Annotated in this window: 25 protein-coding genes; 13 read left to right on the top strand and 12 right to left on the bottom strand. The window is 73.8% G+C overall.

Annotated features, from left to right (window positions below; all coding sequences use genetic code 11):
- Nucleotides 1–255: 255 nt before the first annotated feature.
- The 4 genes from ppk2 (BMW85_RS26255) to BMW85_RS26240 form a co-directional block, all read right to left on the bottom strand.
- A complete protein-coding gene (gene ppk2 / locus BMW85_RS26255) occupies nucleotides 256–1,182 on the bottom strand; it encodes a polyphosphate kinase 2 (RefSeq protein ID WP_091086297.1) in 927 nt (308 codons plus the stop codon).
- Between the two features lie 74 nt (nucleotides 1,183–1,256).
- The gene (locus BMW85_RS26250; RefSeq protein WP_091086295.1) at nucleotides 1,257–2,498 is read right to left on the bottom strand and encodes an MFS transporter; all 1,242 of its coding nucleotides are present in this window, start codon (nucleotides 2,496–2,498) and stop codon (nucleotides 1,257–1,259) included.
- A 169-nt stretch (nucleotides 2,499–2,667) separates the two neighbouring features.
- Nucleotides 2,668–3,321 (bottom strand): GntR family transcriptional regulator, encoded by a 654-nt coding sequence (locus BMW85_RS26245; protein ID WP_091086292.1) that lies wholly within the window; start codon nucleotides 3,319–3,321, stop codon nucleotides 2,668–2,670.
- A 50-nt stretch (nucleotides 3,322–3,371) separates the two neighbouring features.
- A complete protein-coding gene (locus BMW85_RS26240) occupies nucleotides 3,372–4,052 on the bottom strand; it encodes a TetR/AcrR family transcriptional regulator (protein WP_091086291.1) in 681 nt (226 codons plus the stop codon).
- A gap of 78 nt (nucleotides 4,053–4,130) precedes the next feature.
- Here BMW85_RS26240 and BMW85_RS26235 point away from each other — a divergent pair, with 78 nt between their 5' ends.
- On the top strand, nucleotides 4,131–5,549 hold the full coding sequence (locus BMW85_RS26235) for an MFS transporter (RefSeq protein ID WP_177240891.1): 1,419 nt from the start codon (nucleotides 4,131–4,133) through the stop codon (nucleotides 5,547–5,549).
- Nucleotides 5,550–5,893: 344 nt separating this feature from the next.
- Nucleotides 5,894–6,130 carry a hypothetical protein gene (locus BMW85_RS49735; protein WP_091086286.1) on the top strand — a complete coding sequence of 79 codons (237 nt, stop codon included), beginning with the start codon at nucleotides 5,894–5,896 and terminating at the stop codon, nucleotides 6,128–6,130.
- A gap of 31 nt (nucleotides 6,131–6,161) precedes the next feature.
- On the opposite strand, the gene BMW85_RS26225 is transcribed toward BMW85_RS49735, so the two are convergent.
- The 3 genes from BMW85_RS26225 to BMW85_RS26215 form a co-directional block, all read right to left on the bottom strand.
- Nucleotides 6,162–6,893 (bottom strand): dienelactone hydrolase family protein, encoded by a 732-nt coding sequence (locus BMW85_RS26225; RefSeq protein ID WP_091086284.1) that lies wholly within the window; start codon nucleotides 6,891–6,893, stop codon nucleotides 6,162–6,164.
- Nucleotides 6,894–7,115: 222 nt separating this feature from the next.
- A complete protein-coding gene (locus BMW85_RS26220) occupies nucleotides 7,116–7,409 on the bottom strand; it encodes a TraR/DksA C4-type zinc finger protein (protein ID WP_091086282.1) in 294 nt (97 codons plus the stop codon).
- A gap of 104 nt (nucleotides 7,410–7,513) precedes the next feature.
- Nucleotides 7,514–7,885 (bottom strand): hypothetical protein, encoded by a 372-nt coding sequence (locus tag BMW85_RS26215; RefSeq protein WP_143082407.1) that lies wholly within the window; start codon nucleotides 7,883–7,885, stop codon nucleotides 7,514–7,516.
- A gap of 116 nt (nucleotides 7,886–8,001) precedes the next feature.
- Between BMW85_RS26215 and BMW85_RS26210 the strand changes: the two genes are divergently transcribed.
- The 6 genes from BMW85_RS26210 to BMW85_RS26185 all read left to right on the top strand — a co-directional run bounded on the left by BMW85_RS26210 (nucleotide 8,002) and on the right by BMW85_RS26185 (nucleotide 14,051).
- Complete coding sequence (locus BMW85_RS26210; RefSeq protein ID WP_091086276.1) at nucleotides 8,002–8,502, top strand: SigE family RNA polymerase sigma factor; 501 nt, start codon at nucleotides 8,002–8,004, stop codon at nucleotides 8,500–8,502.
- Nucleotides 8,499–9,260 (top strand): hypothetical protein, encoded by a 762-nt coding sequence (locus BMW85_RS26205; RefSeq protein WP_091086274.1) that lies wholly within the window; start codon nucleotides 8,499–8,501, stop codon nucleotides 9,258–9,260. The genes BMW85_RS26210 and BMW85_RS26205 overlap by 4 nt, the downstream gene beginning before the upstream one ends.
- 99 nt (nucleotides 9,261–9,359) lie before the next feature.
- Nucleotides 9,360–11,159: a SpoIIE family protein phosphatase gene (locus BMW85_RS26200; protein ID WP_091086272.1), complete on the top strand. Its 1,800-nt coding sequence runs from the start codon at nucleotides 9,360–9,362 to the stop codon at nucleotides 11,157–11,159.
- A gap of 167 nt (nucleotides 11,160–11,326) precedes the next feature.
- Nucleotides 11,327–11,638, top strand: a complete 312-nt coding sequence (locus tag BMW85_RS26195; RefSeq protein ID WP_091086269.1) for an STAS domain-containing protein — start codon at nucleotides 11,327–11,329, stop codon at nucleotides 11,636–11,638.
- Nucleotides 11,635–13,647, top strand: coding sequence for a SpoIIE family protein phosphatase (locus BMW85_RS26190; protein ID WP_091086268.1), 2,013 nt, complete (start codon nucleotides 11,635–11,637; stop codon nucleotides 13,645–13,647). Before BMW85_RS26195 ends, BMW85_RS26190 begins: the two co-directional genes overlap by 4 nt.
- On the top strand, nucleotides 13,644–14,051 hold the full coding sequence (locus BMW85_RS26185) for an ATP-binding protein (RefSeq protein ID WP_091086265.1): 408 nt from the start codon (nucleotides 13,644–13,646) through the stop codon (nucleotides 14,049–14,051). Before BMW85_RS26190 ends, BMW85_RS26185 begins: the two co-directional genes overlap by 4 nt.
- Here BMW85_RS26185 and BMW85_RS26180 read toward each other — a convergent pair.
- Nucleotides 14,046–14,648 (bottom strand): TetR/AcrR family transcriptional regulator, encoded by a 603-nt coding sequence (locus BMW85_RS26180; protein WP_091086263.1) that lies wholly within the window; start codon nucleotides 14,646–14,648, stop codon nucleotides 14,046–14,048. The genes BMW85_RS26185 and BMW85_RS26180 overlap by 6 nt on opposite strands.
- A 94-nt stretch (nucleotides 14,649–14,742) precedes the next feature.
- Between BMW85_RS26180 and BMW85_RS26175 the strand changes: the two genes are divergently transcribed.
- Nucleotides 14,743–15,777 (top strand): glycoside hydrolase family 113 protein, encoded by a 1,035-nt coding sequence (locus BMW85_RS26175; RefSeq protein ID WP_091086260.1) that lies wholly within the window; start codon nucleotides 14,743–14,745, stop codon nucleotides 15,775–15,777.
- Here BMW85_RS26175 and BMW85_RS26170 read toward each other — a convergent pair whose 3' ends face one another.
- A complete protein-coding gene (locus BMW85_RS26170; protein ID WP_091086258.1) occupies nucleotides 15,778–16,434 on the bottom strand; it encodes a helix-turn-helix domain-containing protein in 657 nt (218 codons plus the stop codon).
- A 224-nt stretch (nucleotides 16,435–16,658) separates the two neighbouring features.
- On the opposite strand from BMW85_RS26170, the gene BMW85_RS26165 reads away from it, so the two are divergent.
- A complete protein-coding gene (locus BMW85_RS26165; protein ID WP_091086255.1) occupies nucleotides 16,659–17,498 on the top strand; it encodes a universal stress protein in 840 nt (279 codons plus the stop codon).
- Nucleotides 17,499–17,536: 38 nt separating this feature from the next.
- Entirely contained in the window at nucleotides 17,537–18,346 is an 810-nt protein-coding gene (ppk2, locus tag BMW85_RS26160; RefSeq protein WP_091086253.1) for a polyphosphate kinase 2, read from the top strand.
- Here ppk2 (BMW85_RS26160) and BMW85_RS26155 read toward each other — a convergent pair.
- The 3 genes from BMW85_RS26155 to BMW85_RS26145 form a co-directional block, all read right to left on the bottom strand.
- Nucleotides 18,324–19,082: a hypothetical protein gene (locus BMW85_RS26155; protein ID WP_091086251.1), complete on the bottom strand. Its 759-nt coding sequence runs from the start codon at nucleotides 19,080–19,082 to the stop codon at nucleotides 18,324–18,326. The genes ppk2 (BMW85_RS26160) and BMW85_RS26155 overlap by 23 nt on opposite strands.
- 80 nt (nucleotides 19,083–19,162) lie before the next feature.
- A complete protein-coding gene (locus BMW85_RS26150; protein ID WP_143082406.1) occupies nucleotides 19,163–19,789 on the bottom strand; it encodes a CBS domain-containing protein in 627 nt (208 codons plus the stop codon).
- Complete coding sequence (locus BMW85_RS26145; RefSeq protein ID WP_177240890.1) at nucleotides 19,774–20,454, bottom strand: CBS domain-containing protein; 681 nt, start codon at nucleotides 20,452–20,454, stop codon at nucleotides 19,774–19,776. The genes BMW85_RS26150 and BMW85_RS26145 overlap by 16 nt, the downstream gene beginning before the upstream one ends.
- Nucleotides 20,455–20,664: 210 nt before the next feature.
- On the opposite strand from BMW85_RS26145, the gene BMW85_RS26140 reads away from it, so the two are divergent.
- Nucleotides 20,665–21,639 (top strand): Acg family FMN-binding oxidoreductase, encoded by a 975-nt coding sequence (locus BMW85_RS26140; RefSeq protein WP_091086244.1) that lies wholly within the window; start codon nucleotides 20,665–20,667, stop codon nucleotides 21,637–21,639.
- A gap of 106 nt (nucleotides 21,640–21,745) precedes the next feature.
- Nucleotides 21,746–23,119 (top strand): cytochrome ubiquinol oxidase subunit I, encoded by a 1,374-nt coding sequence (locus BMW85_RS26135; protein WP_091086242.1) that lies wholly within the window; start codon nucleotides 21,746–21,748, stop codon nucleotides 23,117–23,119.
- Nucleotides 23,120–23,123 lie beyond the last annotated feature (4 nt).

The raw sequence follows: 23,123 nt of genomic DNA, 5'->3' as shown, positions 1-23,123 counted from the left end.
GGAGGGGGAGGGGGAGGGGGCCGGGGTCGGTGGCGTCGCGGGCCGGGTCGCCGGGGCGGAGGTGGAGTCGCCGGCGGGCCAGGTGATGCGTCCGGGGACGGCGGCGCAGCCGGCCAGGCTCCCGACCAGAGCCGCGATCAGCAGCGTTCCGCGCACCGGCATCGACCCTCCGGGAGTGAGCAAAGGCATGGCCGAAAGAGAACTTATCGGACATCCAGCATCGGCCGGACACTCGGCTCGACGGGCCGATGGGGGCTACGGGGAGTCCGGCAGGGTGTGGTCCTCGTCGAAGATGTCCCCGGCCGAGATCACGATGAGCGGGTCCGGGGTGCCGACGACCTCGCGGTCCTTGCCCTCGTAGTCGAAGAGGCTGAGCACGTGCCGCATGGCCTCCAGCCGGGCGCGTTTCTTGTCGTTGCTCTTGATGACCGTCCACGGGGCGCGCTCGGTGTCGGTGTGCAGGAACATGTCCTCCTTCGCCCGGGTGTAGTCGTCCCACTTGTGCAGCGAGGCGAGGTCCATCGACGACAGTTTCCACTGCCTGACCGGGTCCACCTGCCGGATGATGAAGCGGGTGCGCTGCTCGGCCCGCGACACCGAGAACCACAGCTTGACCAGGTGCAGCCCCGACTCCACCAGCAGGTCCTCCAGCCGCGGCGTCTGCTCGATGAACTCCAGGTACTCCTCCTCGGTGCAGAACCCCATGACCCGCTCCACGCCCGCCCGGTTGTACCAGGAACGGTCGAACAGCACGATCTCCCCCCTGGCCGGGAGGTGGGCGATGTACCGCTGGAAGTACCACTGGGCGCGCTCGCGCTCGCTCGGCTTCTCCAGGGCGACGACGGTCGCGCCGCGCGGGTTGAGGTGCTCCGTGAACCGCTTGATCGTGCCGCCCTTGCCGGCCGCGTCGCGTCCCTCGAAGAGGATCACCAGCCGTTGCCCGGTGTCCTTGATCCAGTACTGCAGCTTGACCAGTTCGATCTGCAGCAGCCGCTTGTCGCGCTCGTACTCGTCGCGGGACAGGCGGGAGCCGTACGGATAGTGCTGGCGCCAGGTGTCGACCGGGCGGCCGTCGGCGCGCAGCAGCACCGGGTCGTCCTCCTCGCGGTCGTCCACCCACAGGCCGGGGGTGGCGTCGAGCAGGTCCGGCAGCGGAGTGTCGCCGCGGGGGCTGGTGTCCATGGCGCTTCTCTTCACGTAAAGCGTGCAATGTATGCGCGTCCGCAGGTGGAGACCGGAAATCCGGGCCGCCTGTCCTACCCGCTCGTCCCTGCGGGCGCGGTCACCCGGGCGCCGGTCGCGACCAGGGCGAGGCAGAGCAGCGCCGCACCGGCCACCGCGGTCAGCATGACCGGGTACGACAGCCACGCCGACAGGGAGGCGAGCAGGGCGGGCAGCAGGAATCCGGCGTAGGCGAGCGTGTAGTAGACGCCGGTCAGCCCGGCGGGGTCGTCCGGGCCGGCCATGCGCTGGATCTCCAGCAGGCCGGAGACCACCGCGATGCCGTAGGCCGCGCCCAGGACGGCCGCCGCCGCGGCGGCGAGCCAGGCGGACAGCAGCACCGCGTTCGCCGCGCACAGCGCCGTGCCGGCGAGCATCGCCGTCATCGCCGCCACCGGCGCGCGTCCGGCGCGGGCCGCGGCGTGCAGCTTCTTGGCCACGGGCTGCACGGCCAGGCCCATGCCGAGGGTCAGGACGGTGAGGCCGGTCGCGTACGCGAGGCCCCAGTCGCCCACGCGGAAGCCGACGAGCTGCGGCATGACGGCGTAGGCGAGTCCCGCCGAGCCGAACACCCACGGCGCCATCGGCAGCACCACCAGCCTGAACCGCCTCCTGGCCGGGGCGGGGACACGCAGATCCGCCGGCAGCGCCCGCAGCAGGCCCCGCCGCGGGGAGACCGCGCCCCGGAGCGGCGGCCGAGTTTCCGGCACCCTCAGGAGCAGCACCGGCACCGCCGCGGTGAGCAGGACGTGGACCGCGTACGGGGTCACCATCGGCCACGGCCCCCACTGCGCCAGCGCGCCCGCCACCCCCGCGCCGAGCGCGAACCCGGCCGTCTGGCAGAGCGAGGCGCGGCGGGCCGGCAGCGCCCGGTCGGCTCCGCTGGACAGCTCCTTGACCCAGCTCGTGCCCACAGCCATGGCGATGCCGACGGCGACGCCGGTGAGCAGCCGGCCCGCGTAGATGGGCCAGGCGCTCCCGCCGCCGAAGCAGAGCACCAGGCTCGCGACGGCCGAGGCGGCGGTGCCCGCCACCAGCACCGGACGGCGTCCGCGCCGGTCCGACACCGGCCCGGCGAGCAGGAGGCCGGGGACGAGGCCCACGACGTACGCGCCGAGGAAGGCATCGACGCTGAGCGCCGAGTAGCCGCCCAGCCGGCGGTACATGAGCAGGAGCGGCGTGAACTGGTTGCCGCCCCAGCCGCAGACGAACATCGCCAGCGCGACGGCCCGCCAGGCGGTCGGCCGGGGCGGTACGGACGAAGGGTTACGGAGCATGCGAGAAAGGGCTTTCACGGGAACGAGCGGACGGCCGGGCCGGAAAGGGAGTAAGCGGTCGGCCGGGCCGAAAGAGGGACGGGCGGACCGCCGGTCTGGAAAGAGGGCAAGCGGATGGCCGGGCCGGCAGGGGGACGGGCGGGCGGCTGGGTCCGGAGGGGGACGGGCGTCAGCCGGTGGTGGGGGAGCCGTGGGTGGCGGTGAGGTGGGCGAGCAGTGCCGCGCCGAAGGCGGCGGCGTCGCCGTCCACCAGGTGGCCGAGCAGGGTCTCGTGCTCGTCGGCCAGCAGCGACAGCCGCTCCGGCCTGGGCCCCAGCGCGGACACGCTCATCCGGCGCTGCCGATCGCCCAGCGTGGCGTAGAACCGGCCGGCCAGCCGGTTCCCCGACGCCTCCACGACGCACCGGTGGAACGCCTCGTCGGCGGCGGCGAACCCGCCGACGTCCGCCGCCGTGGCGAGGGCGCGCTGCCGCCGCAGCAGCTCGCGCATCCGGTCGAGGTGCCCGGCGGCCAGGCCGGTGCGGGCGATGCGCTCGGCGGCGGAACGTTCCAGCGCCAGCCGCAGCTCCAGCACGTCCGCCGCCTCGCCCGGCGGCACCGGCACGACCACGGCGCCGCGCTTGGGGTGCAGCGCCAGCAGCTCCTCCGACTCCAGCCGCAGGAACGCCTCGCGCACCGGGGTCCTGCTCACCTGGACCCGGCCGGCGATCTCGCCCTCGCTGATGAGGCTGCCGCCGGGCAGCTCGCCGGAGAGGATCAGCTCCTTGGTCAGTGTGTACGCGGCCTCGGCGGCGGAGGGGCGTTTGGCGACGGCATCAGGCATACGCCCAGCGTACCGGCATGTATACATGCTTGTATCTATGATGCCAAGGGTCAGGGTGCCGTCGCGGTGGCCTGGGCGAGGAGCCCGTCGACGAAGGCGCGCAGCGCCTCCCGGTAGGTGTCGCGCGCGGCGAGCGCCGGCCACTGATCGCCCAGGGCGGCGAGGCGCGGCAGCCGCGACAGGTCGGCGCCGGCGAAGAAGGCGGGCCGCCCGTCGCCGGCCGGCCGCCGCCCCTCCGAGTGGGTGCGGACCAGGATCTCGCCCACGGTGTAGTACCAGATGGCGCGGAAGACGTGCACGGCCTGCTCCGGCGTGCACCCGTGGTCGACGGCGCCGGCCACGACCGCCTCCACCATCCGCAGCGCTGATTCGCCGAGGCGGCCGAGGAAGCCGTCGGTGGTGAGGACCTCCGCCGCCCACGGCCAGGCGGCGAGGGAGTCGTGGATGGCGACGGCCGCCGCCACGATCCGCTCGCGCGGCTCGGCGGGCAGGTCGGGGCTCAGGGTCTGGTCGGCGTGCTGGTTGAGGAGCTGGATCAGCAGGTCCTCGCGGTCGCGTACGTGGTGGTAGACGGTCGTCGCGCCGATGCCCAGCTCGGCGGCCAGCCGGCGGACGGTCAGCTTCTCCCAGCCGTCCCTGTCGATGATGCGGCGGGCCGCGGCCAGGATCTGCTCGCGGGAGGTGAGCGGCGGCCGGCCGGTGCGGCCGCGCGACGATTCGGTTCCGGACACCGTCCCATTCTGGCGTCCCGTTCTGGTGTCCCCGTTCGCGTGTCGACGGCGGGGCGCCTGCGGTGCTACTTTCGGAACATGTTCCAAAAGTCCATGAGAAGAGCCGGGCCGGGGATCACCCTGGCCGCGGTGGCCGTCGTGCAGTTCATGGTGTCCCTGGACCTGTCCGTCGTGAACGTCGGGCTGCCGAGCATCGCGGCCGGTCTCGGCTTCAGCGGCGTGGGCCTGACCTGGGTGATCCACGCCTACGCGCTCACCTTCGGCGGCCTGCTGCTCCTCGGCGGCAAGGCCGCCGACCGGTACGGCAGGAAGCGGGTCCTGCTGTCGGGGCTCGTCCTGTTCGGCCTCGCCTCGTTGCTCGGCGGTCTCGCCCAGGCGCCCGGCCACCTGGTGGCCGCCCGCGCCGCGCAGGGCGTCGGGGCCGCCGCGCTGGCCCCGGCCGCCCTCGCGCTGCTGACGGCGGCGTTCCCCGCCGGACGCGCGCGGGTGCGGGCCTTCGGGGTGTGGAGCGCCACGAACGCCGCCGGCGGCGCGCTCGGCGTGCTCATCGGCGGCCTGCTCACCGAGTACGCCGGTTGGCGCTGGGTGATGTTCGTGAACGTGCCCATGGCGGCGGTCGCGCTCGCCCTGGCCTGGCGGGTCGCGGCCGGCCCCGCCCCGGTGCGCGGCGGGCGGCCGGACGTCCTCGGCGCGGTCCTGGTCACGGCGGGCATGACGCTGCTGGTGTTCGGGGTCGTACGCACAGGGGAGCACGGGTGGGCCTCGCCGGTCACCGTGGTGACGCTGGCCGTCGCCGTGGCGCTGCTGGCCGCGTTCGCGCACGTCGAGCGGACCACCGCCCGCGAGCCGCTGATCCGGCTCGGCCTGTTCGCCAACCGCTCGGTCGCCGCCGCGAACGCCTACAACCTCCTGCTCGGCGCGGCCATGGCCGCCGCCTTCTACTTCGTCTCCCTCTACCTGCAGCGGGTGCTCGGCACCGGGCCGGCCCTGACCGGGCTGCAGTTCCTGCCGTTCGCGCTCGCCGTGGCCGCGGGCGCCGCCCTCGGCGTGCGGCTCGGTTACCGGCTCGCGCCGCGGGCCCTCATGGTGTTCGGCGGGCTGCTCACCGCGGCCGGGTTCGCCTGGTTCGGCCTGATCAGCCCGGACGGCGCCTTCCTCACCGATGTCCTCGGGCCCTCGGTGGTCGCCGGCGCCGGGTTCGGGCTCTGTCTCGGGCCGGTCGTCTCCACCGCCACGGCCGGCGTCGCGGCCCACGAGAGCGGCACCGCGTCGGGCCTGCTGAACAGCTCACGTCAGCTCGGCGCCGCGCTCGGGCTGGCCGGCCTCGGGACCGTCGCGTACGGCCGCGCCGGCGGGGCGGCCGGTCCCGCGGCGCTCGCGGAGGGGTACGCGATCGGGCTCACCCTGGCCGCCGGGCTGCTGCTCGCCGCCGTGCTCATCGCCGGGGCCGTCCTGCCGCGCACGGCCCCGGCAGCGGCCGAGCCGTCCCCGTCGTGACGGCCGGACGCTAGGTCCGTTTTCACGGCGAATCTCAGTAATTGGTACGGCTTGTCGGAGTTGAGATGAATATCACCTTGGCGGCGCCGACCCCCCGCCCCACGGGAGAAGTTGTCCCTCGTGGGATGTAAGGAAACGTACTCACGGGATGACGATCCTTAGCCGCCCCGCGCCCCGCGCGCCGCGCAAGGCCGGCTCGCGGGGCATACTGCGAGGTGGCGCGCCTCCCGAACGCGCTGGGACGGCGACGGATGCGGAAGCGCCGGGTGTGACCCGACGTGTCCTGGGCAAAAGCCCTCCTGATCGCATGCCCGTACGACGATTCCCTCACCGAAAGGGCCACCATGACCGCCGACCAGCCCCTCGTCTGCCCCACCTGTCAGGGCGTGCTCATCGCTCCCGACAACAGCGCCTACACCGCCGCGCGCGGCCGGCTGATCGTCAGCAACGGCTACTGCCAGGGGCACCGCGCCGAGCCGCAGCAGCCCCCGGCGCCGGCCGAGACCCCCGCGAGCACCACCGCCACCGTGCACCTGCGGCGGCCGGCGCCGGTGCCGGCCTCCGCCACCCCCGCCCCCTGACGCCCGCGTCCGGAGGCGGGGCCGGAAGGCCCTACGTCAGGTGCCGGGCGAAGAACCGCAGCGCGCTGCCGGTCTCCGGCTCGGGGATCTCCCCGTGCCCGCCGGGGTTCGCGTGCAGCGTCTTGCCGGGCGAGGCCAGGGCGTCGAACAGCGCCAGGCCCTGGTCCCGTGGCACCCTGTCGTCGTCCCACTGGAGCAGGAACAGCACCGGGACGGCGACCTTCGCGGCGTTCTCGGCCAGCCCGTCCGCGCCGAGCAGACCCAGCACCGCGGCGCCGATCCGCGGCTCGGCGGCGACGAGGGGGACGCCGAGCGCGCAGCCCATCGACATGCCCCAGTAGCCCGCCGGCCCGTCGCCGACGGCGTCGAGCTCCCGCAGGGCGGTGAGGACCGCCCGCCATTCGGGCACCGCCTGCCCGGCCAGGAACGTGTGCATCGTGGCGAGATGCCCGCTCACGTCCTCGCCCGCGGCCATGCCGGCCCGCAGCCCGGCCGTGATCCGGGCGAACTCCTCCGTCTTCGGCCGCTCGCCGTGGTGGGGCGCGTCGATCGCGGCCGCCGCGAAGCCGCCCTCGGCGGCGAAGCGCCGCGCGCGGGCCACGACGCCCGGAGCCTTCTTGTGCTGCCCGCCGCCGTGCCCGATCAGGATCAGGGGACGGGGGCCGGTGGCGTCCTGCGGCGTCCAGAGCACGCCGGGGATCTCGCCGAGGGTGAACGATCGTTCGGTGACGCCGTCCGACGACGTCGCAGGAGTGAAGCGCAAAGCGGTTCATGCCTTTCGGGATGACTGCTGCGGGCGCTCCCTAGGCCATGCGAGGGAGGGAGCCCCGATCTGTCACAACGTTGATCGGTCTCACCTCCTCAGGTCGCGGGCGATGCACGGCGACGCCGAACGTATCACGATCTTTCCGGCGGCTGTACTCGGGACGGGCGCGCGAGACGAGCGCGACGGTCCCGAGTACAGCCGCCGGTCACCGGCGGGCCGTCAGGCGGCCCGGGTCGGGGTCTCGGCGCAGCCGTCGCAGTGGCGGCGCTGGGGCCGCCGCATGAGCTGCTCGAACGGGATCAGCGCGCCGCATCGCAGGCAGGTGCCGTAGCATCCGCGGTCCATGCGCTCCAGCGCCGCCTCGATGGCGGCCGCCCGTCGCGCCGACCGGGAGTCCCGGAGGCGTCCCGCGGCGGCGAGCTGGTCGTGCAGCAGGGTACGCAGACTCTCCAGCCGCTCCAGGTGCTGGTCGTAGTGCCGCATGAGGTCGTGAAGGGATCCAACGCCGGCCATGACGAAGATCGGCTCCTTCTCGGAAGGGGAAACCACGGGGAAGGGCCACGACCCGCGAACGGCGGGCGGCCCGGAAGGAACGCAGAACGTAGGGCGGGAACCGGTCAGATCAGGGGCGGACTGCGCGAGCCTGCGGCGCAGTGGCCGAGCTGCTGGGGGCCGCGCAGGGCGGCCGCCTCGGCGCACGGCCCGGGCAGCAGCGCCATGTGCGCGTCGGCGGCGCGGTCACCGCGCGGCCAGAGCGACAGCATGTGGAGCTCGCGGGCGGTGACGTGATGCATGGGCGGCAGGCTCGACAGGCGGGCGTCCAGCCCGTCGGGGGTCCAGCCGGAGTGGGAGACCGACGCCGACGCGTGCGCGGCGCCCGCGGGAGAGCCGGCGTTCGTGCAGACCATGAGCACCATGGCCAGCAGAACCAGGCCCATCACGCCGAGACGTGCGATGGCCCCGGGTGCACTCCGCCACGGTCCCGTCATACCGGTGACCATAGCCCAGAAGGCCCTAAAAGGCATGTACATCCGCGAGTCGCTGTCAACCGAAACGCCGTCCCGGCCGGTAGTCATCGGCGGAACCGACAAGACGGAGCTGACTGATGGACGACGGGTTCGCCGAGTACGTGGCGCAGCGTCACCTGCGCCTGTGCCGGATGGCATACCTCCTCGCCCGGGACTGGGGCACGGCCGAGGACCTGGTGCAGACGGCGCTGGCCAAGGCGTGGCTCGCCTGGCGGCGGATCGAGGGCAACCCCGATCCGTACGTCTACCGCATCATCGTGAACACCCACTCCTCCTGGTGGAGACGGCGCTGGCGGGGCGAGATCCCGGCCGCCACGCTGCCCGACACGGCGGACCCGTACGACCCGGCCGCCCTGCTGGAGGACCGGGCCGCGCTGTGGAACGCGATCGGCACGTTGTCGCCGCGCCAGCGCGCGGTGATCGTCCTGCACTACTTCGAGGGCCGGACGCTCGCCCAGGTCGCCGAGATCGTCGGCTGCTCGCTGGGAGCGGTGAAGAGCCAGCTCGGCCGGGCGCTCACCCGGCTGCGCGTCGATCCGGACATCCAGACCATGACGTTGGAGAGGACCTCGCGATGAGCCACACGGAAAGCGACCTGCGCGCGCTGCTCGACGAGCGCGGCCACCACCCGGCGGGAGGCGAGCCGGCCGTGAGCCTCGACGCGATCGTCCGGCGGGGCCGCCGCATCCGCCGGGTCCGCCGGGCGCTGGCCGCGGGCGGCGCGCTCGCCGCCGCCGTCACGCTGGTGTTCACCCTCCCGATCGTCCGGCAGGAAGCGCCGCCGGTCTCGATGACCGCGAGCCGGCCTGCGGACACGGCCAGGATGGGCCGCGTTCCCGAGCCGCCCCCGACGTACAAGGTGGTGCTGTTCACCGAACGGTTCGAGCTGCCGCTCATCCACACCGAGCGGTTCTCCACGGTCGGCGCCTCCCGGACCGTCACCTTCTCCCCGGTCAGCAAGTACACCGCGTACAGGGTGGTCTGCGAAGACCCGCGGGCCTGGGTCGTCACGATCATCGCCACCAAGAGCGGGGAGCCGGGCGGCACGACCGGACGGTGCGGGGAGAGGGGCGGCGGCGGGCACCACGACGAGCTGTCGGCGCCGTCCGGCTGGCTGAAGCGCCCCCAGTCCCTGGAGATCTGGGTCTTCCCCGCGGACGCCCCGATCAGGAAGGTGATGAAGCCGGCCGCCGGCTGCGACCCGACCGGCTGCGCCGAGATCGACCAGGCACGGGCGCTGATGGATCCCGAGGTGCGCGACCGCCTGGCCGCCGAGGTGAGGGAGCAGCCGGGCGCCTGGGCCGTCGGCGTCTACGACGCTCCACGGAAGAAGTAGCGCCACGGCGACACCGCGTCACGCGGGCGCAGCCGACGGTAATGGGCTCAGGCCGGGCGGGTAGTGGAAGCGGGAGGTGAGCCGAAGGAGATCCGGACCATGGACGGTGCCGGCGACAGGAGCGGCCCGCGGGCCACGCACACGGAGGACGTACGGACAGACGGCGGGCAGGCGGAGGACGGGCAGGCGGAGGACGAGCGCGTGGAGAGCGGTCGGGCGCCGGGCCGGACGGCCTCGGACTGGCCGGCCTGGCGGCTGCCCGAGCTCGCCGATGCCGGCATGTACGTCGTGGACGACCGGGGCCTCATCGTCGCGGTCAACGCCCAGGCCGAGCGGCTGGTCGGCCGCAGGGCCACCGACCTGCTCGGCCGCGACGCCCACGAGCTGCTGCACCGCGACAGCCGCGGCGGGTCGATCCCCCGTATCCGGTGCATGGTGCGGCAGGCGTTCCTGTCCGGGCGCACCCTGCACAGCGAGCTCGCGTGGTTCGAGCGCGGCGACGGCTCCCTGCTGCCGATGGCCTGGACCGTCGCACCCTGCGAGCTCGCGCCGGGGGAGCGGGGCGCGCTGGTGATCTTCCACCAGGTCGACCCGGCCGCGCTCCCCGGCCCGTGGGCGGCCGACGCCGAGGGGCCGATGTCGGAGCTGGACCGGCTCGCCCTGCTCGCGGAGACGACGGCCACCCTCACCTCCACCCTCGACGTCCAGGAGATCCTGCGCCAGCTCGTCCGGCTGGTGGTGCCGCTGCTCGCCGACTGGGCGGTCGTGGACCTGCTCACCGAGGAGGGCGGCGTGGTGCGGCAGCTCGTCGTACACCACGAGAACGGCGAGCTGGTCCACCACGAGGACCTGGAGAGGGCCATGCCGCCCGTGCCGGAGGCGTCCTCGATGCCGCTGTCGCGGGCGCTGCGCGGGGTCACCGGGGCCCTGGCCGGGCCCGGGACCTACCGGGGACGGCCCGACTCGGCCCTCGCGGTCGTCCAGCAGGAGCTGTTCCAGGCGACCGGCATGCACTCGGCGAGCATCGCGCCGATCCGCGGCGTCAGGGAGACGGTCGGGGCGCTGACCCTCGGCCGCGCCTCCCAGGCCGAGGCGTTCACCCGGAGCGAGCTGCTGCTGGTGGAGGACATCGCGCGCCGGGCCGGCCTCGCGCTGGACAACGCCCGCCTGTACGAGCGGCAGCGCCGGGTCGCCGAGACCATGCAACGTCACCTGCTGCCGCAGCTCCCGTCGGTGCCCGGCCTGCGGATGACCGCCTGCTACCGGCCCGCGCCGCGCGCCTCGCAGGTCGGCGGCGACTGGTACGACGCCTTCCCCCTCCCCGGCGGCGCGACCGCCCTGGTGATCGGCGACGTCGTCGGCCACGACCTCGACGCCGCCGCCGGCATGGCGCAGGTCTGCAACATGCTGCGCGCGTACGCCGGCGGCCAGGACGAGCCGCCGCACGCCATCGTGGACCGGCTCGACCAGGCCGTGACGCGGATGGTCCAGCCCGTCATGGCCACCATGGTCCTCGCCCGGCTAGAGCCCGGGCCGTCCGGCCGCTGGACGCTGCGCTGGACCAACGCGGGCCATCCGCCGCCGCTGCTGGTGGGGCACGACGGGCGGGCCCGCTACCTGGAGGACGGCAACGGCCTCCTGCTCGGCACCGGCTTGCGCGAGCCGCGGCCGGAGGCCGCCGTCGAGCTGCCGCCCGGCTCCACGCTGCTGCTCTACACCGACGGGCTGATCGAGTCGCCGGGCCGCATCCTCGACGAAGGGCTCGACAAGCTGGCCGCCTACGCCGCCGGGCTGGTCGGGCGGCCCCTGGACTCCCTCTGCGACCTGCTGCTGTCGGGGGTGCGGCCGGGCGACAACGACGACGACGTCGCCATGCTCGTCCTGCGCCTGCCCCGCTGAGCCGGCGCCCCGCGGGCCCTGCGCTGCGACGTACCACTGACAGAGGGCGATGGTTGCGGAAGAATACGCCTGGTGCAACCCGTGTGAGACGCAGAGTCGCGGAGTCGGTAGGTCGTGGCGTTCATGCCGGTTTCATCTCTCGAACGGTATTGGAGGGGGTAAACGCCATGCATGAGGCGTCGGTCGACACCAACGACGACGGCGCGCTGCGCGTGACGCTGCGCGGCGAGATCGACTTCACGAACTCGACCGAGATCCACAAGATCATCACGGACGCCGTGTCCGAGCGGCGGCCCGCGGCGGTCCGCGTCGACCTGGCCGGGGTGACGTTCATGGACTCCACGGGGATCGGCGTGCTCGTCGACGCCATGCGCGTGGCCCTGGCCGCGCAGGCCGACTTCCGCGTCGAGAACCCCACCCGCCGCATGCTGGACCAACTGCGCACCACGGGGCTGCTGACGGCGTTCGGCCTCGAATGATGGACCCGCTTGAGGGCTACCGCGGGCGGCTGGCCGACCTCGACGCCCGCCTCGCGCGGGCGCGCTCCCACCCCGAGGTGCTGCTGGCGCGGGCGAGCGGCCTGCTCGCCGGGCGGACCGGCTGCCGGGTGGGGGAGGCCCACGCCTACCTGGTGCGGCTGGCCGCCGAGCGGCGGCGGCCCGTCCACGAGCTGGCCGCCGAGGTGCTGGCGGCGCTGGAACGCGTGCCGCCGCGCGGCGAGGCCGGGCTGGCCGCCACCGTGGAGGCGGCCCTGCCGTCCCGCCGCGGCCCCGCCCGCCACGCCACCCTGCCACCCGCCCCGCCCCCCACACTGTCCCCGGCCCTGCCGCCCACGTCGCCGCCCACGTCGCCGTCCGCCCCGCCGTCCGCCCTGCCGTCCACCGGGCCGTCCGCCCTGCCGTCCACCGGGCCGTCCGCGCTGCCGCGGCGGGCGTGGGTCGAGGCCGTGCGGCAGGTGCTCGACGCCCTCCCCGAGCGCCACATCCTGATCCTCCCCGAGTACGACGCGACGGGCCAGGTCGCCGACTACGTCATCGCCGCCGCCGCCCCGTCCGTGGTGGACCTGTCGGGGCGCGGCGGCGCGGAGATCCTCGGCCGCCGGATGAGCGAGATCTACCCGTCGGTGGTCGGCGGCCCCATCTGGGACGCCTGGCGCGAGACGCTGCGCGACGGCAGGCCGCGCGAGGTCGGCCCCGTCCCCTACACCAGCTCGGCGGAGCGCGCGCCCGCCGAGGTGCTGCTCACCGTGAAGGTGTGGCCGGTCGGCGGCGGCCTGCTGCAGAGCTGGGTCCGCCACGACGAGGAGACGCGGCTGGCCGAGCGCATCGCCCAGACCGAGCGTCTGGGCAACATGGGCTGGGCGGAATGGGACCTGGTCGCCGGGCAGACCCGCTGGTCGGCCGGGCTCTACCAGATCTACGAGCGCGACCCCGCCGCCGGGCCGCTGCCCCGCGAGGAGAGCGAGGCGCTGGTCCTGCCCGAGGACCTGCCCGTGCGCCGCGAGGCGGCGGAGGCGTTCGGGCGTGGCGAGGCCGTGGACGCCACCTTCCGTATCGGGGTGGCGGGCCGCGTCAAGCACGTCCGCATGGTCGTGGACGCGGTCCGCGACGCGGCGGGCGTCCCGGTCAAGGTGTACGGGATCCTCCAGGACGTCACCGCCCGCGAGACCAGCCGGCTCAGGCTGACCGAGGTCGAGGAGCAGCTCCGCGAGCACCAGCGCATCCTCGCCGCCGAGCACGAGCTGGCCGGGCGGCTCCAGCAGATCGTGCTGCCGATGCCGCGCGAGCCGATCGACCTGCCCGGCCTGCGGGTCGCGGTCCGCTACCTGCCGGCCGAGCAGGCCAGCAGGGTCGGCGGCGACTGGTATCACGCCGCGCCCGCCGGCGACGGCGCCGTCCTGCTGGCCGTGGGCGACGTGGCCGGGCACGGGATCGAGGCGGCCGCCGCGATGGCCCGGCTCCGCCACGCCCTGGCCGCGCTGTCCGTCACCACCACCCGCGACCCGGCCCGGCTGCTCGCCGCGCTCAACCGGCTGCTGTTCGCGGGCGACCCGACCGGCCCGCCGCGCGGCGGGGTGCCCGTGACGGCCACCGCCGTCGTGGCCCGCTACGAGCCGGCCACCGGCCGCCTGGTGTGGGCCCGCGCCGGGCATCCTCCGCCGTTGCTGGCCCGCGCCGGCCGGACCGTCGAGCTGGACCGGCCCGGCGGGCCGCTGCTCGGCGCCTTCCCCGACGCCCGCTACTCCACCACCTCCACCCGTATGCGCCCCGGCGACGTGCTGCTGCTCTACACGGACGGCCTCGTCGAGCACCGCCGGCGCAACCTCGACGAAGGGCTCGCCCCTGTGCTGGCCGTCCTCGACCGGATCACCGCCGAGCCGGCCCCGCACCCGCTGGCCGACCTGCTGAAGCAGCTCCGGCACGCCAACCCCGACGACGACACCTGCATCCTGGCCGCGCGCCCGCTCCTTCCTGGAGAGGCGCGATGAACGAGCAAGGGCACTCCGAGACGCAGCCGTCCGGCCCACAGGACCTGCTGGCGCGCGAGTTCGACCGTCACACGCTGGTCCGGCTCCGGCACGAGGTGGAGCGCGCCTGCCGTGGATGGGGGCTGACCGGCCTGACGTTGTACCGCTTCGTCGTCGCGGTCAACGAGATCACCACCAACGCGGTACGCCACGGCGGCGGGCACGGCCGGCTGAGCCTGTGGCAGCAGGGCCCCCGGCTCTTTTGCAGGGTCGACGACCAGGGGCCGGGCGGCGCGGCCGAGCCCCGCCTGCCGCCGCCGGACCATCCGCGTGGCCGGGGCCTCTGGCTGGCGAGGAACAACGTCGAGCGCTTCACCCTGCGCTCCGACGCCCAGGGCACCTCCATCGTGATGGAGACGTCATGAGCCGGCCGGGCCGCGCCTCGCCACCAGCGGCAGGAACACCTCGTCGACGATCTCGACGAGGACGTCGTCGGGCGCGGTAGGGACGCCGCGCACCACGAACTCGTTGCGCAGCAGCACGATGGCCACGGTGGCGACCCGCGGGTGCAGCGCCTCCGGGGCGGCCTCGCCGCGGGCGACCGCGCGCCCGAGTATGGTCAGCCAGGTGGCGGCCGTCGTGTCGGTGGACTGGTCGGGCAGGCGGGTCAGGAGCTCGCTCGCGCCCCCGGCCGCCGCCATCAGCTCGCGCAGGATCATGCCGAGCGGTGAGCTCCAGTGCCGGTTGGCCCGGCGCAGCATCTCCAGGGCGTCCTCGCGCAGGTCGCCGGTGTCGGGAGGCTGGACGGTCGCGGTCAGCAGGCGGTAGGCGTCCACGCCGAGGGCGAGGCGGTTGGGCCAGCGGCGGTAGAGGGCGTTCTTGTTGGTGCCGGCGCGGGCGGCGACGCGGTCCATCGTGAAGCCGGCGTAGCCGGACGCGGCCAGCTCGTCGGCCGCGGCGCGCAGGATCGCCTCCTCGAGCGCGGCGCCGCGGCGGCGCGGCCGCTTCGTCGAATCGCTCACGTCCGTACCTTAGCGGAACGGGGTTGTGTCCTGTGCCGCTTGGGTCTACGGTACTGGCCGTACCCTAAAAATGAGCAGAGAGGGGTGTGCGGTCATGCGCGCCAAAGGCATCAGCTACGAGACCGGCTTCCTGCACAAGGGCAAGCTCTCCCGCCGGGAGTTCGACCACGACATGGTCCGTCGCGAGCTGCGGATCATCCGCGACGACCTGCACTGCACCGCCGTACGCGTGATCGGCGGCGATCCCGACCGGCTGGAGTTCGCCGCCACCTGCGCCGCCGAGCTCGGCCTGGAGGTCTGGTTCTCGCCCTACCCGCTGGAGCTGACCACGGCGGAGTGCCTGAAGCTGTTCGCCGACTGCGCCGAGCGGGCGGAGCGCGTCAGGCGGCGCGGCGCCGAGGTCGTCTTCGTCACCGGCGCCGAGCTCAGCCTGATGAACCCCGGCTTCCTGCCCGGCGGCAGCCTCAGGGAACGGCTCGACGGGCTCCTGGGCGGCGAGGACCTGCCGCAGCGCGTCGCCGAGGTGAGCATCCGGGTCAACGACTTCCTCGGCGAGGCCGTGACGCTGGTCCGCGAACGGTTCGGCGGCCGGGTCACCTACGCCTCCATCCCGCTCGAACGCGTCGACTGGACGCCGTTCGACTTCGTCTCCGTGGACCTCTACCGGTCGGCCGAGGTCGCCGACCGCTTCGAGGACGGCGTGCGCGCCCTGGTCGCGCAGGGCAGGCCGGTCGCCGTCACCGAGTTCGGCGCGGCCGGCTACCGGGGCGCGGGCGACCTGGGCGCGACCGCGCTGGAGGCCGTCGAGTACGACGACGAGCGCGGCCCGATCCGGCTGCGCGGCACGTACGAGCGCGACGAGCCCGGCCAGGCCGCGTACGTGCGCGAGCTGCTGGAGGTGTTCGACGCCGCGGGCGTGGACAGCGCGTTCGTGTTCATCCTGGCCCTCTACGACCACGTGCACCGCCCGGACGGCGACCCGCGCGACGACCTCGACCTGGCCAGCTACGGCATCGTCAAGGTGCTGGCCGACGGCCGCGGCACGACCTACCCGGACCTGCCCTGGGAGCCGAAGGAGGCGTTCGCCGCCGTCGCCGCCCACTACGGCGCCCGGCCGGAGGCCGAGTGATCACAGCCCCTGGATGCGCCGCCCGCTGATCTGCTGCGGGACGATCCTGACGTAGAGGTGGCGCTCGCCGCCCGCCCACGGCGTCACCTCGCATCCGGCCGCCTCGGCCGCCTCCTCCTCCGGCACGTGGTGCGCGGCCCCCTGCACCAGCACGCTCCACCCCTCCCGGCGGGCCTCGTCGATGTGGTCCACCTCGAAGGCGATCTTGATCTCGACGCCCGCCACCCCGGACCGCAGGTCCTGGTCCATCGGTCCGCCGTAGGCGGTGCGGAAGACGACCGCGCCGCCGTACATCCGGAAGTTCACCGGCAGCACCGTCGGCCCGTGCGAGCCGGAGAAGGCCACCCGCCCGATCCCGCCCGGCTCGATCAGCCGCCGGCACTCCTCCTCGCCCATCACCTCCAGCGAGGGATGGGCCATCGCCGGGCCGCGCCCGGGAGGCCGATCGAGGCCCCCGCCGAGCAGCTCGTCCATCGTCGTGCCCAGGGCGTTGGCCAGCCGGTGCAGCGACCCGGTCTCCGTCATGTCGGCGTGCTCCTCCAGGTACTGGACGTAGCCCGCCGACATCTCGGCGCGTGCGGCGACCTGCTCGCGGGTCAGGCCGAGGCGCTCGCGGTGATGGATCAGGCGCCGGCCCAGATCGCCGGTTCCGGTCATGATGGTTCCCTCCGTTCCTGGGCCGCCCGGTGGTCGGTGTCGGATGAAGCTCCGCCGAAAGCGGTGACCATCTCCTGGAACGCTACCCCCGAGGCTCCTGGCCAGCCATCGCGGGGCCCGCCCATGGGCCGTTGGACCCGGCGCCCCGGGACCTCCGGCCCTGCATCCGCCACCGCCCGTGCGGTCGACTTGGAGTGTCAGCCGGAGCGGCCAAGGAGGAAGTCATGATCGTTGTGGGCGTCGACGGGTCGGTGGCGGCGCGCGCGGCCGTGGAATGGGCCGCCGCTGACGCGCTGCGGACGCGGGAGCCGCTGCGGCTCGTGCACGCCGTGGACCGCACGCCGTACCAGATCGGCAGGTTCCCCACCCCGACCCTGCCCGACGTGCTGCTGCGCGAGGGCCGCAGGATCCTGGACGAGGCCGTCGCCCTGGTACGCGAGCGGCAGCCGCAGGTGGAGGTGGAGACGCGCGAGGTGGAGGGCGCCCCCGCCCTCGTGCTGCGCGAGGAGGCCGAGGGCGCGAGCGGGATCGTGGTCGGCAGCCGAGGGCTCGGCGGCTTCGCCGGGGCGTTGCTCGGCTCCGTCAGCACCCACGTGGCCGGGCACGTCCGCTGCCCCGTCGTCGTGGTACGCGCCCAGCGGCAGCCCGTCTCCGGCGAGATCGTGGTCGGCGTCGACGACTCGCCCGAGTGCCGGCCCGCCCTCGCCTACGCCTTCCGCCAGGCCGAGCTGCGCGGCGCCAAGCTGCGGGCGGTGCACGCCTGGCAGCTCCCCGTGCACGCGTTCGCGCCGGAGATCGCCTACGACGTGGACGAGATCCGCGTCGCCCAGCAGCAGCTCCTCACCGGCGCGCTGGAGTCCTTCCGCGCGGAGCACCCGGCCGTCGAGATCATCGAGGAGACGCACTCCGGGCACCCCGTGGACGTGCTGACGGCGGCCGGCGCGCAGGCCGACCTCGTGGTGGTCGGCTCGCACGGCCGTGGCGCGATGGGCTCGGCCCTGCTCGGCTCGGTCAGCCGCGGCGTCCTCCACCACGCCCGCTGCGCCGTCGCCGTGGTGCGCTGATCCTTGCCCGGCGGGCCGGGAACCGGTTGGCTGCCAGGATGAGCACCGATCCGCGTACCGGCCGGTTGAAGCGCAAGGCGTACGAGAAGGAGCTGCTTCGCCTGCAAGGGGAGCTGGTCAAGCTGCAGGAGTGGGTGAAGGCCGGCGGCCACCGGGTCGTCGTGATCTTCGAGGGCAGGGACGCCGCCGGGAAGGGCAGCACGATCAAGCGCGTGGCCGAGTACCTCAACCCGCGCGTGGCCCGCATCGCGGCCCTGCCCGCCCCCACCGAGCGGGAGCGCACGCAGTGGTACTTCCAGCGCTACGTGGCGCACCTGCCGGCGGCCGGGGAGATCGTGCTGTTCGACCGGAGCTGGTACAACCGGGCCGGGGTGGAGCGGGTCATGGGTTTCTGCACCCAGGAGGAGTACACCCGGTTCCTGCACCAGTGCCCGATCTTCGAGCGGCTGCTGATCGAGGACGGCATCCTGCTGCGCAAGTACTGGTTCTCGGTGAGCGACGCCGAGCAGGAGCGGCGCTTCCGCGCCCGGCTCGAGGACCCGATGCGGCGCTGGAAGCTGTCGGAGATCGACCTGGAGTCGATCAACCGCTGGGAGGACTACTCGCGGGCCAAGGACGAGATGATGGTGCACACCCACATCCCCGAGGCCCCCTGGTACGACGTGGAGAGCGAGGACAAACGGCGGGCCCGTGTCAACATGATCGCCCACCTGCTGGCCTCGATCCCGTACCACGAGGTGCGGCGCGCGCCGCTGGAGATCCCCGAGCGGCCGGCTCCCACCGGCTACCGCCGCCCGCCCCGCGTCGGGTCCCGCGTCCCCGACGTCACCCGCGGTCTGCTGGAGTGACGTCCCGCGCGGCCCTGGCCGCCATCACGCCGATGGCCGCCGCGGCCACGTACGGCCATCCGACCAGGTCCGAGCAGTCGTGCGCCGCGCCTGACAGCACCGTGGCGAGCGGCGTGTAAAGCGCCGGGACGAGCAGCGCCACGGCGGCGGCCGTCGCGCCCCGCCCGCTGACGAGGACGGAGCCGAGCGCCGCCACGGCCACCCAGAGGCCCACCATCTCGGCGGAGTCCAGGCGGATCCACCACGTCGCCCATTCGTACGTCAGGTCAGGAAAGCACTTCCGGTCGTCCTCCGTGAGGGAGCCGGCGAGCGCGAGGCAGAGGACAGTGGTCCAGGCCGCCGTCACAGCCGCAGGGATTCGGCGCGGGCCGGTGTCGAGGCGCGCGAGGAGGCAGGCCGCCGTCGCCGCCGCCGCGCACCCGGTCACGAACCCGAGGCCCTGCGTCGTCCCGCATATGTTGACGTACGGCACCAAAAATGTCAGCCCGCCCAGCAGCAGAACCAGCCCGGAGAGCGCCGCCCCGAGCACGGGGAAGCGGCGCGGCAGCCACAGCCCGGTGAGCGCCAGCGCCACGGGCAGCAGGTCGACTCCCCACCCGGCGGCGGAGTAGACCGCCACGGCGAGCGCGGAGGGCTCCGGCATCCGGTAGCCGAAGTACCCGCACGTCTCGCCGGGAAGGACCGACGCGAGCACGGCGGGCATGCCGGCCGCCAGCACGGCCAGGAGACGGAACACCGGCGGTCCTTCCACGACGAGGGGACGCCGAAGGCTACCGCACCAAGATCATCAAACGGAAGGCCGGGCGGTCGTGGAGATCACCTCGGATGCCTGACCCGGACGATGCCGGGGACGGTGCGGGCGAGCACGTCGGCGATCTTGTCCGCGTGCTCGTGCCGGGGCCCGCTCAGCTCGGCGACGCCGTCGTGCACGGCGACCGTCCAGCGCGGGCCGAAGGGGTACTGCTCGCGCAGCGCGGCCTCGACCGCCGCGCGCAGCTCCTCGTCCGTACGGGCCAGCATCGCCGTGAGGTCGCGGCGGCTGACCATGCCCACGATCTCCTCGCCCCGCAGCACGGGCAGGCTCTTGATCTTCCTGCCCACCATGAGCTCGATCGCGGTGGTGACGTCGGTGGTCTCGGTGACGGTGACGACCCCGCCCGCGTCGGCGCCGGTCATGACGTCCTGAACCTGGCGGGGCGGCGGCGCCTCCGGGAGCGGCAGGCGGCGCGCGGTGGCGCGCGGGTCGGGGCCGAACTCGCCGCGCAGCAGGTCCAGCTCGCTGACGACGCCCACCAGCCGGCCGCCGTCGTCCACGACGGGGGCGGCCGTGATGTCGTTGCCGTGGAGCACCCGGACGGCGTGCCGCACCGGATCGGTACGGCGCACCGTGATCGCCGGGGTGCTCATGACCTCGCGCACCAGCATGGCTACTGCGCCTCCCACCTCGTGTCGTCCTGCTTCCAGGTCAGCTTGTCGACCACGCCGACCACGCCGTTGACCCGGCCGGTCATGCGCACCGCGATCGCCGCCTCGGTGCGGCGGTCCATCCAGCCGGTGAGCGTGACGACGCCCTGGTGCACCTCCACGTGGACGCCCGCGGTGTCCACCCACAGCGCCTGGTCCAGGATCTCGTCGCGGACCTCTGTGGCGATCTCCTCGTCCGGGCGCAGGAACACCTTGACCAGGTCGCGCCGGCTGACGACGCCGGTCAGGCGGCCGTTGTGGTCCACCACGGCCAGCCGCTTGACGTCGTGGGCGTCCATGAGCCGGGCGGCCGAGACGGCCGAGGCCTCGCCGGTGATCGTGACGGCGGGACGGGTCATGAGCTCCGCGGCCGTGTCGCCCTCGGCCTTCTGCCGGCCCTTGGGGTGGCGCAGCCGGGCGCGGAGCGGGGGACGGTAACCCTCGCGGTAGAACTCCTCGCGGAACTCCTCCTTGCGCAGCAGGTCGGCCTCGGACACCACGCCGACCACGTGCCGGTCGCCGTCGACGACCGGCACGGCGCTGATGCCGTGCTCGATGAGGGCCTGGGCGATGTCCTTGAACGGCGTCTCCTCGGTGACGGAGACCACCTCGCCGGTCATGACGTCCGCTACGGTCATTCGCATGCCTGCCTCCTTTGCGGTCGCCTCCATCACATCGCCCGGCGGGCCGGGGGAGTAGGGACGGAAGTCCCGGGGCAGGCGGTCCTTGGTCAGGCCGGGTGCCCGGACGGCCGCGCGCGAGGCCCGACGCCTCTGCCCCGAGGGGACCTTCGGCCCTCACCTGCCGCCATACCCCGTGATGAACTGGACGTATCGTCCGCTGGAGGTGGAGACATGAGCATCCGTACGGCGAGCGACGCCGTCCAGGCCGCGCTGGAAGCCGCGCGCTGGGCCCCGTCCGTGCACAACACCCAGCCCTGGTCGTTCGCCGTGTCCGGCGACGAGATCGGCCTGCGCGCCGACACCGAGCGCCGGCTGCGCGTCGGCGACCCGGCCGGCCGGGAGCTGCTCATCAGCTGCGGCGCGGCGCTGTTCAACCTCCGTACGGCGATCCGCCGCGCGGGCTTCGAGCCCGTCGTGCGCGTCCTGCCCGACCCCGACCGCCCGTCGCTGCTCGCCCTCGTCCGGCCCGGCGCCGAGGTCGAGCCCGACGAGCACACGCGGGTGCTGGCCGGGGAGTTCGAGCGGCGGCGTACGCACCGGTCCGGGTTCACCACCCTGCCGGTGCCGGACCGGCTGGTCCAGGCGCTGGCGAGGACCGCGGGGGAGGAGGGCGCCGCGCTGCTCGTGCTGGCCCCGCCGGCCGCCGAGGCGGTCGCCGCGCTGACCCGGGCCGCCCAGATCGTGCAGAGCGAGGACCGGCCGCGCCACCTGGAGGTCGTCCGCTGGGCCCGGCCGCCGGGCAGCGCCCGCAAGGACGGCGTGCCCGCCGGGGCCTACCCGCACGACGAGCCGCGCACCGACCCCGCCTTCGCGCAGCGCGACTACGCCTGGCGCCACGACTGGGGCAACCCCGCCGACCAGGCCGGCTCGACCTCGCCCGGCGTCGTGACGGTGCTCACCACCGCGGACGACACCAGGCAGGACTGGCTGAACGCCGGCCAGGCGCTGCAGCACGTGCTGCTGAAGGCCAGCGCGTACGGCGTGTCGGCGGCCTTCCACACCCAGGCGCTGGAGATGGACCACCTGCGCGCGTTCCTGCGCGAGGAGCTGTGCGCGGGCGCCCGCCCGCAGATGATCATGCGGCTCGGGATCACCTTCGACGACGCCGAGACGGTCCGCCGCCCCGTGGGTGACCTGCTCGAATAGGCGGCCCGGAATGGCGTAGGTCCCCGGAGGGAGAGGACCAAGGTCCCGCCTCGCAGGGCCCCCGGTCCCTAGGTGAGGCCCGAGATCATGCAAGACGCTGATCCGCATGGACGTCCTCGACCTCTCCCGATGGCAGTTCGGGATCACCACCGTCTACCACTTCCTGTTCGTGCCGCTGACCATCGGCCTGTCGGTGATCGTGGCCGGGCTCCAGACCGCCTGGTACCGCACCGGCAAGCAGGAGTACCTGCGCATGACCCGGTTCTGGGGGCGGCTGTTCCTCATCAACTTCGCGATGGGCGTGGTGACCGGCATCGTGCAGGAGTTCCAGTTCGGGATGAACTGGAGCGACTACTCGCGCTTCGTCGGGGACGTCTTCGGGGCTCCGCTCGCCATGGAGGGGCTGATCGCGTTCTTCATGGAGTCGACGTTCCTCGGCCTGTGGATCTTCGGCTGGGACAAGCTGCCCAAGAAGGTGCACCTGGCCACGATCTGGCTGGCCGCCATCGGCACCAACATCTCCGCGTACTTCATCCTCGCGGCCAACTCCTGGATGCAGCACCCGGTCGGCTACCGCATCAACAACGGCCGCGCCGAGCTGACCGACATCTGGGCGGTGCTCACCAACTCCACCACGCTCGTCACCTTCCCGCACGTCATCGCCGGCGGGTTCCTCGTGGCGGGCGCCTTCGTGCTCGGCGTCAGCGCCTGGTTCCTCATGCGCCGGCGCGAGGTGGACGTCTTCCGCCCCGCCGCCCGGCTCGCCATGGTCGTCAGCCTGGTCGCCGCGGTCGGCGTGTCGCTGTCCGGCCACTGGCAGGCGCAGATCATGACCGAGCAGCAGCCGATGAAGATGGCCGCCGCCGAGGCGCTGTGGGACGACGAGAGCTCGGCCGGGTTCTCGCTGTTCGCGATCGGCGACGTCGAGAACGGCCGCAACCACGTCAACCTGCAGATCCCCTACGGCCTCAGCCTCCTCGCCACCAACACCCTGGACGGCAAGGTCGAGGGCATCAACGACATCCAGGAGCGATACCAGGCCCTGTACGGCCCCGGCGACTACCGGCCGGTCGTCGGCCTCGCGTACTGGTCGTTCCGGCTCATGATCGGCTTCGGCATGCTGTCCGCGCTGCTGGCCCTCGCCGGGCTCTGGCTCACCCGGCGCGGCCGGCTGCCCGCGGGCAAGTGGGCCTACCGCCTGGCCATGCTCGGCATCGGGCTGCCGTTCGTCGCCAACTCGCTCGGCTGGATCTTCACCGAGATGGGCCGCCAGCCGTGGACGGTGTTCGGCCTCATGCGCACCGCCGCCGCCGTCTCGCCCGGCGCCGACGTCCCCTCCGTCGCGATCACCCTGGTCGGATTCACCCTCGTGTACGCGGTCCTCGCCGTGATCGAGGTGCGGCTGCTGCTCAAGTTCATCAAGCGCGGCGCGCAGGAGGAGCTCGAACCCGAAGCTCCCGTGCCCGCCCTGTCCTACTAAGGAA

Source organism: Nonomuraea wenchangensis, from assembly GCF_900111685.1.
Taxonomy (GTDB): domain Bacteria; phylum Actinomycetota; class Actinomycetes; order Streptosporangiales; family Streptosporangiaceae; genus Nonomuraea; species Nonomuraea wenchangensis.
This window is presented reverse-complemented; position numbering and strand designations above follow the sequence as displayed.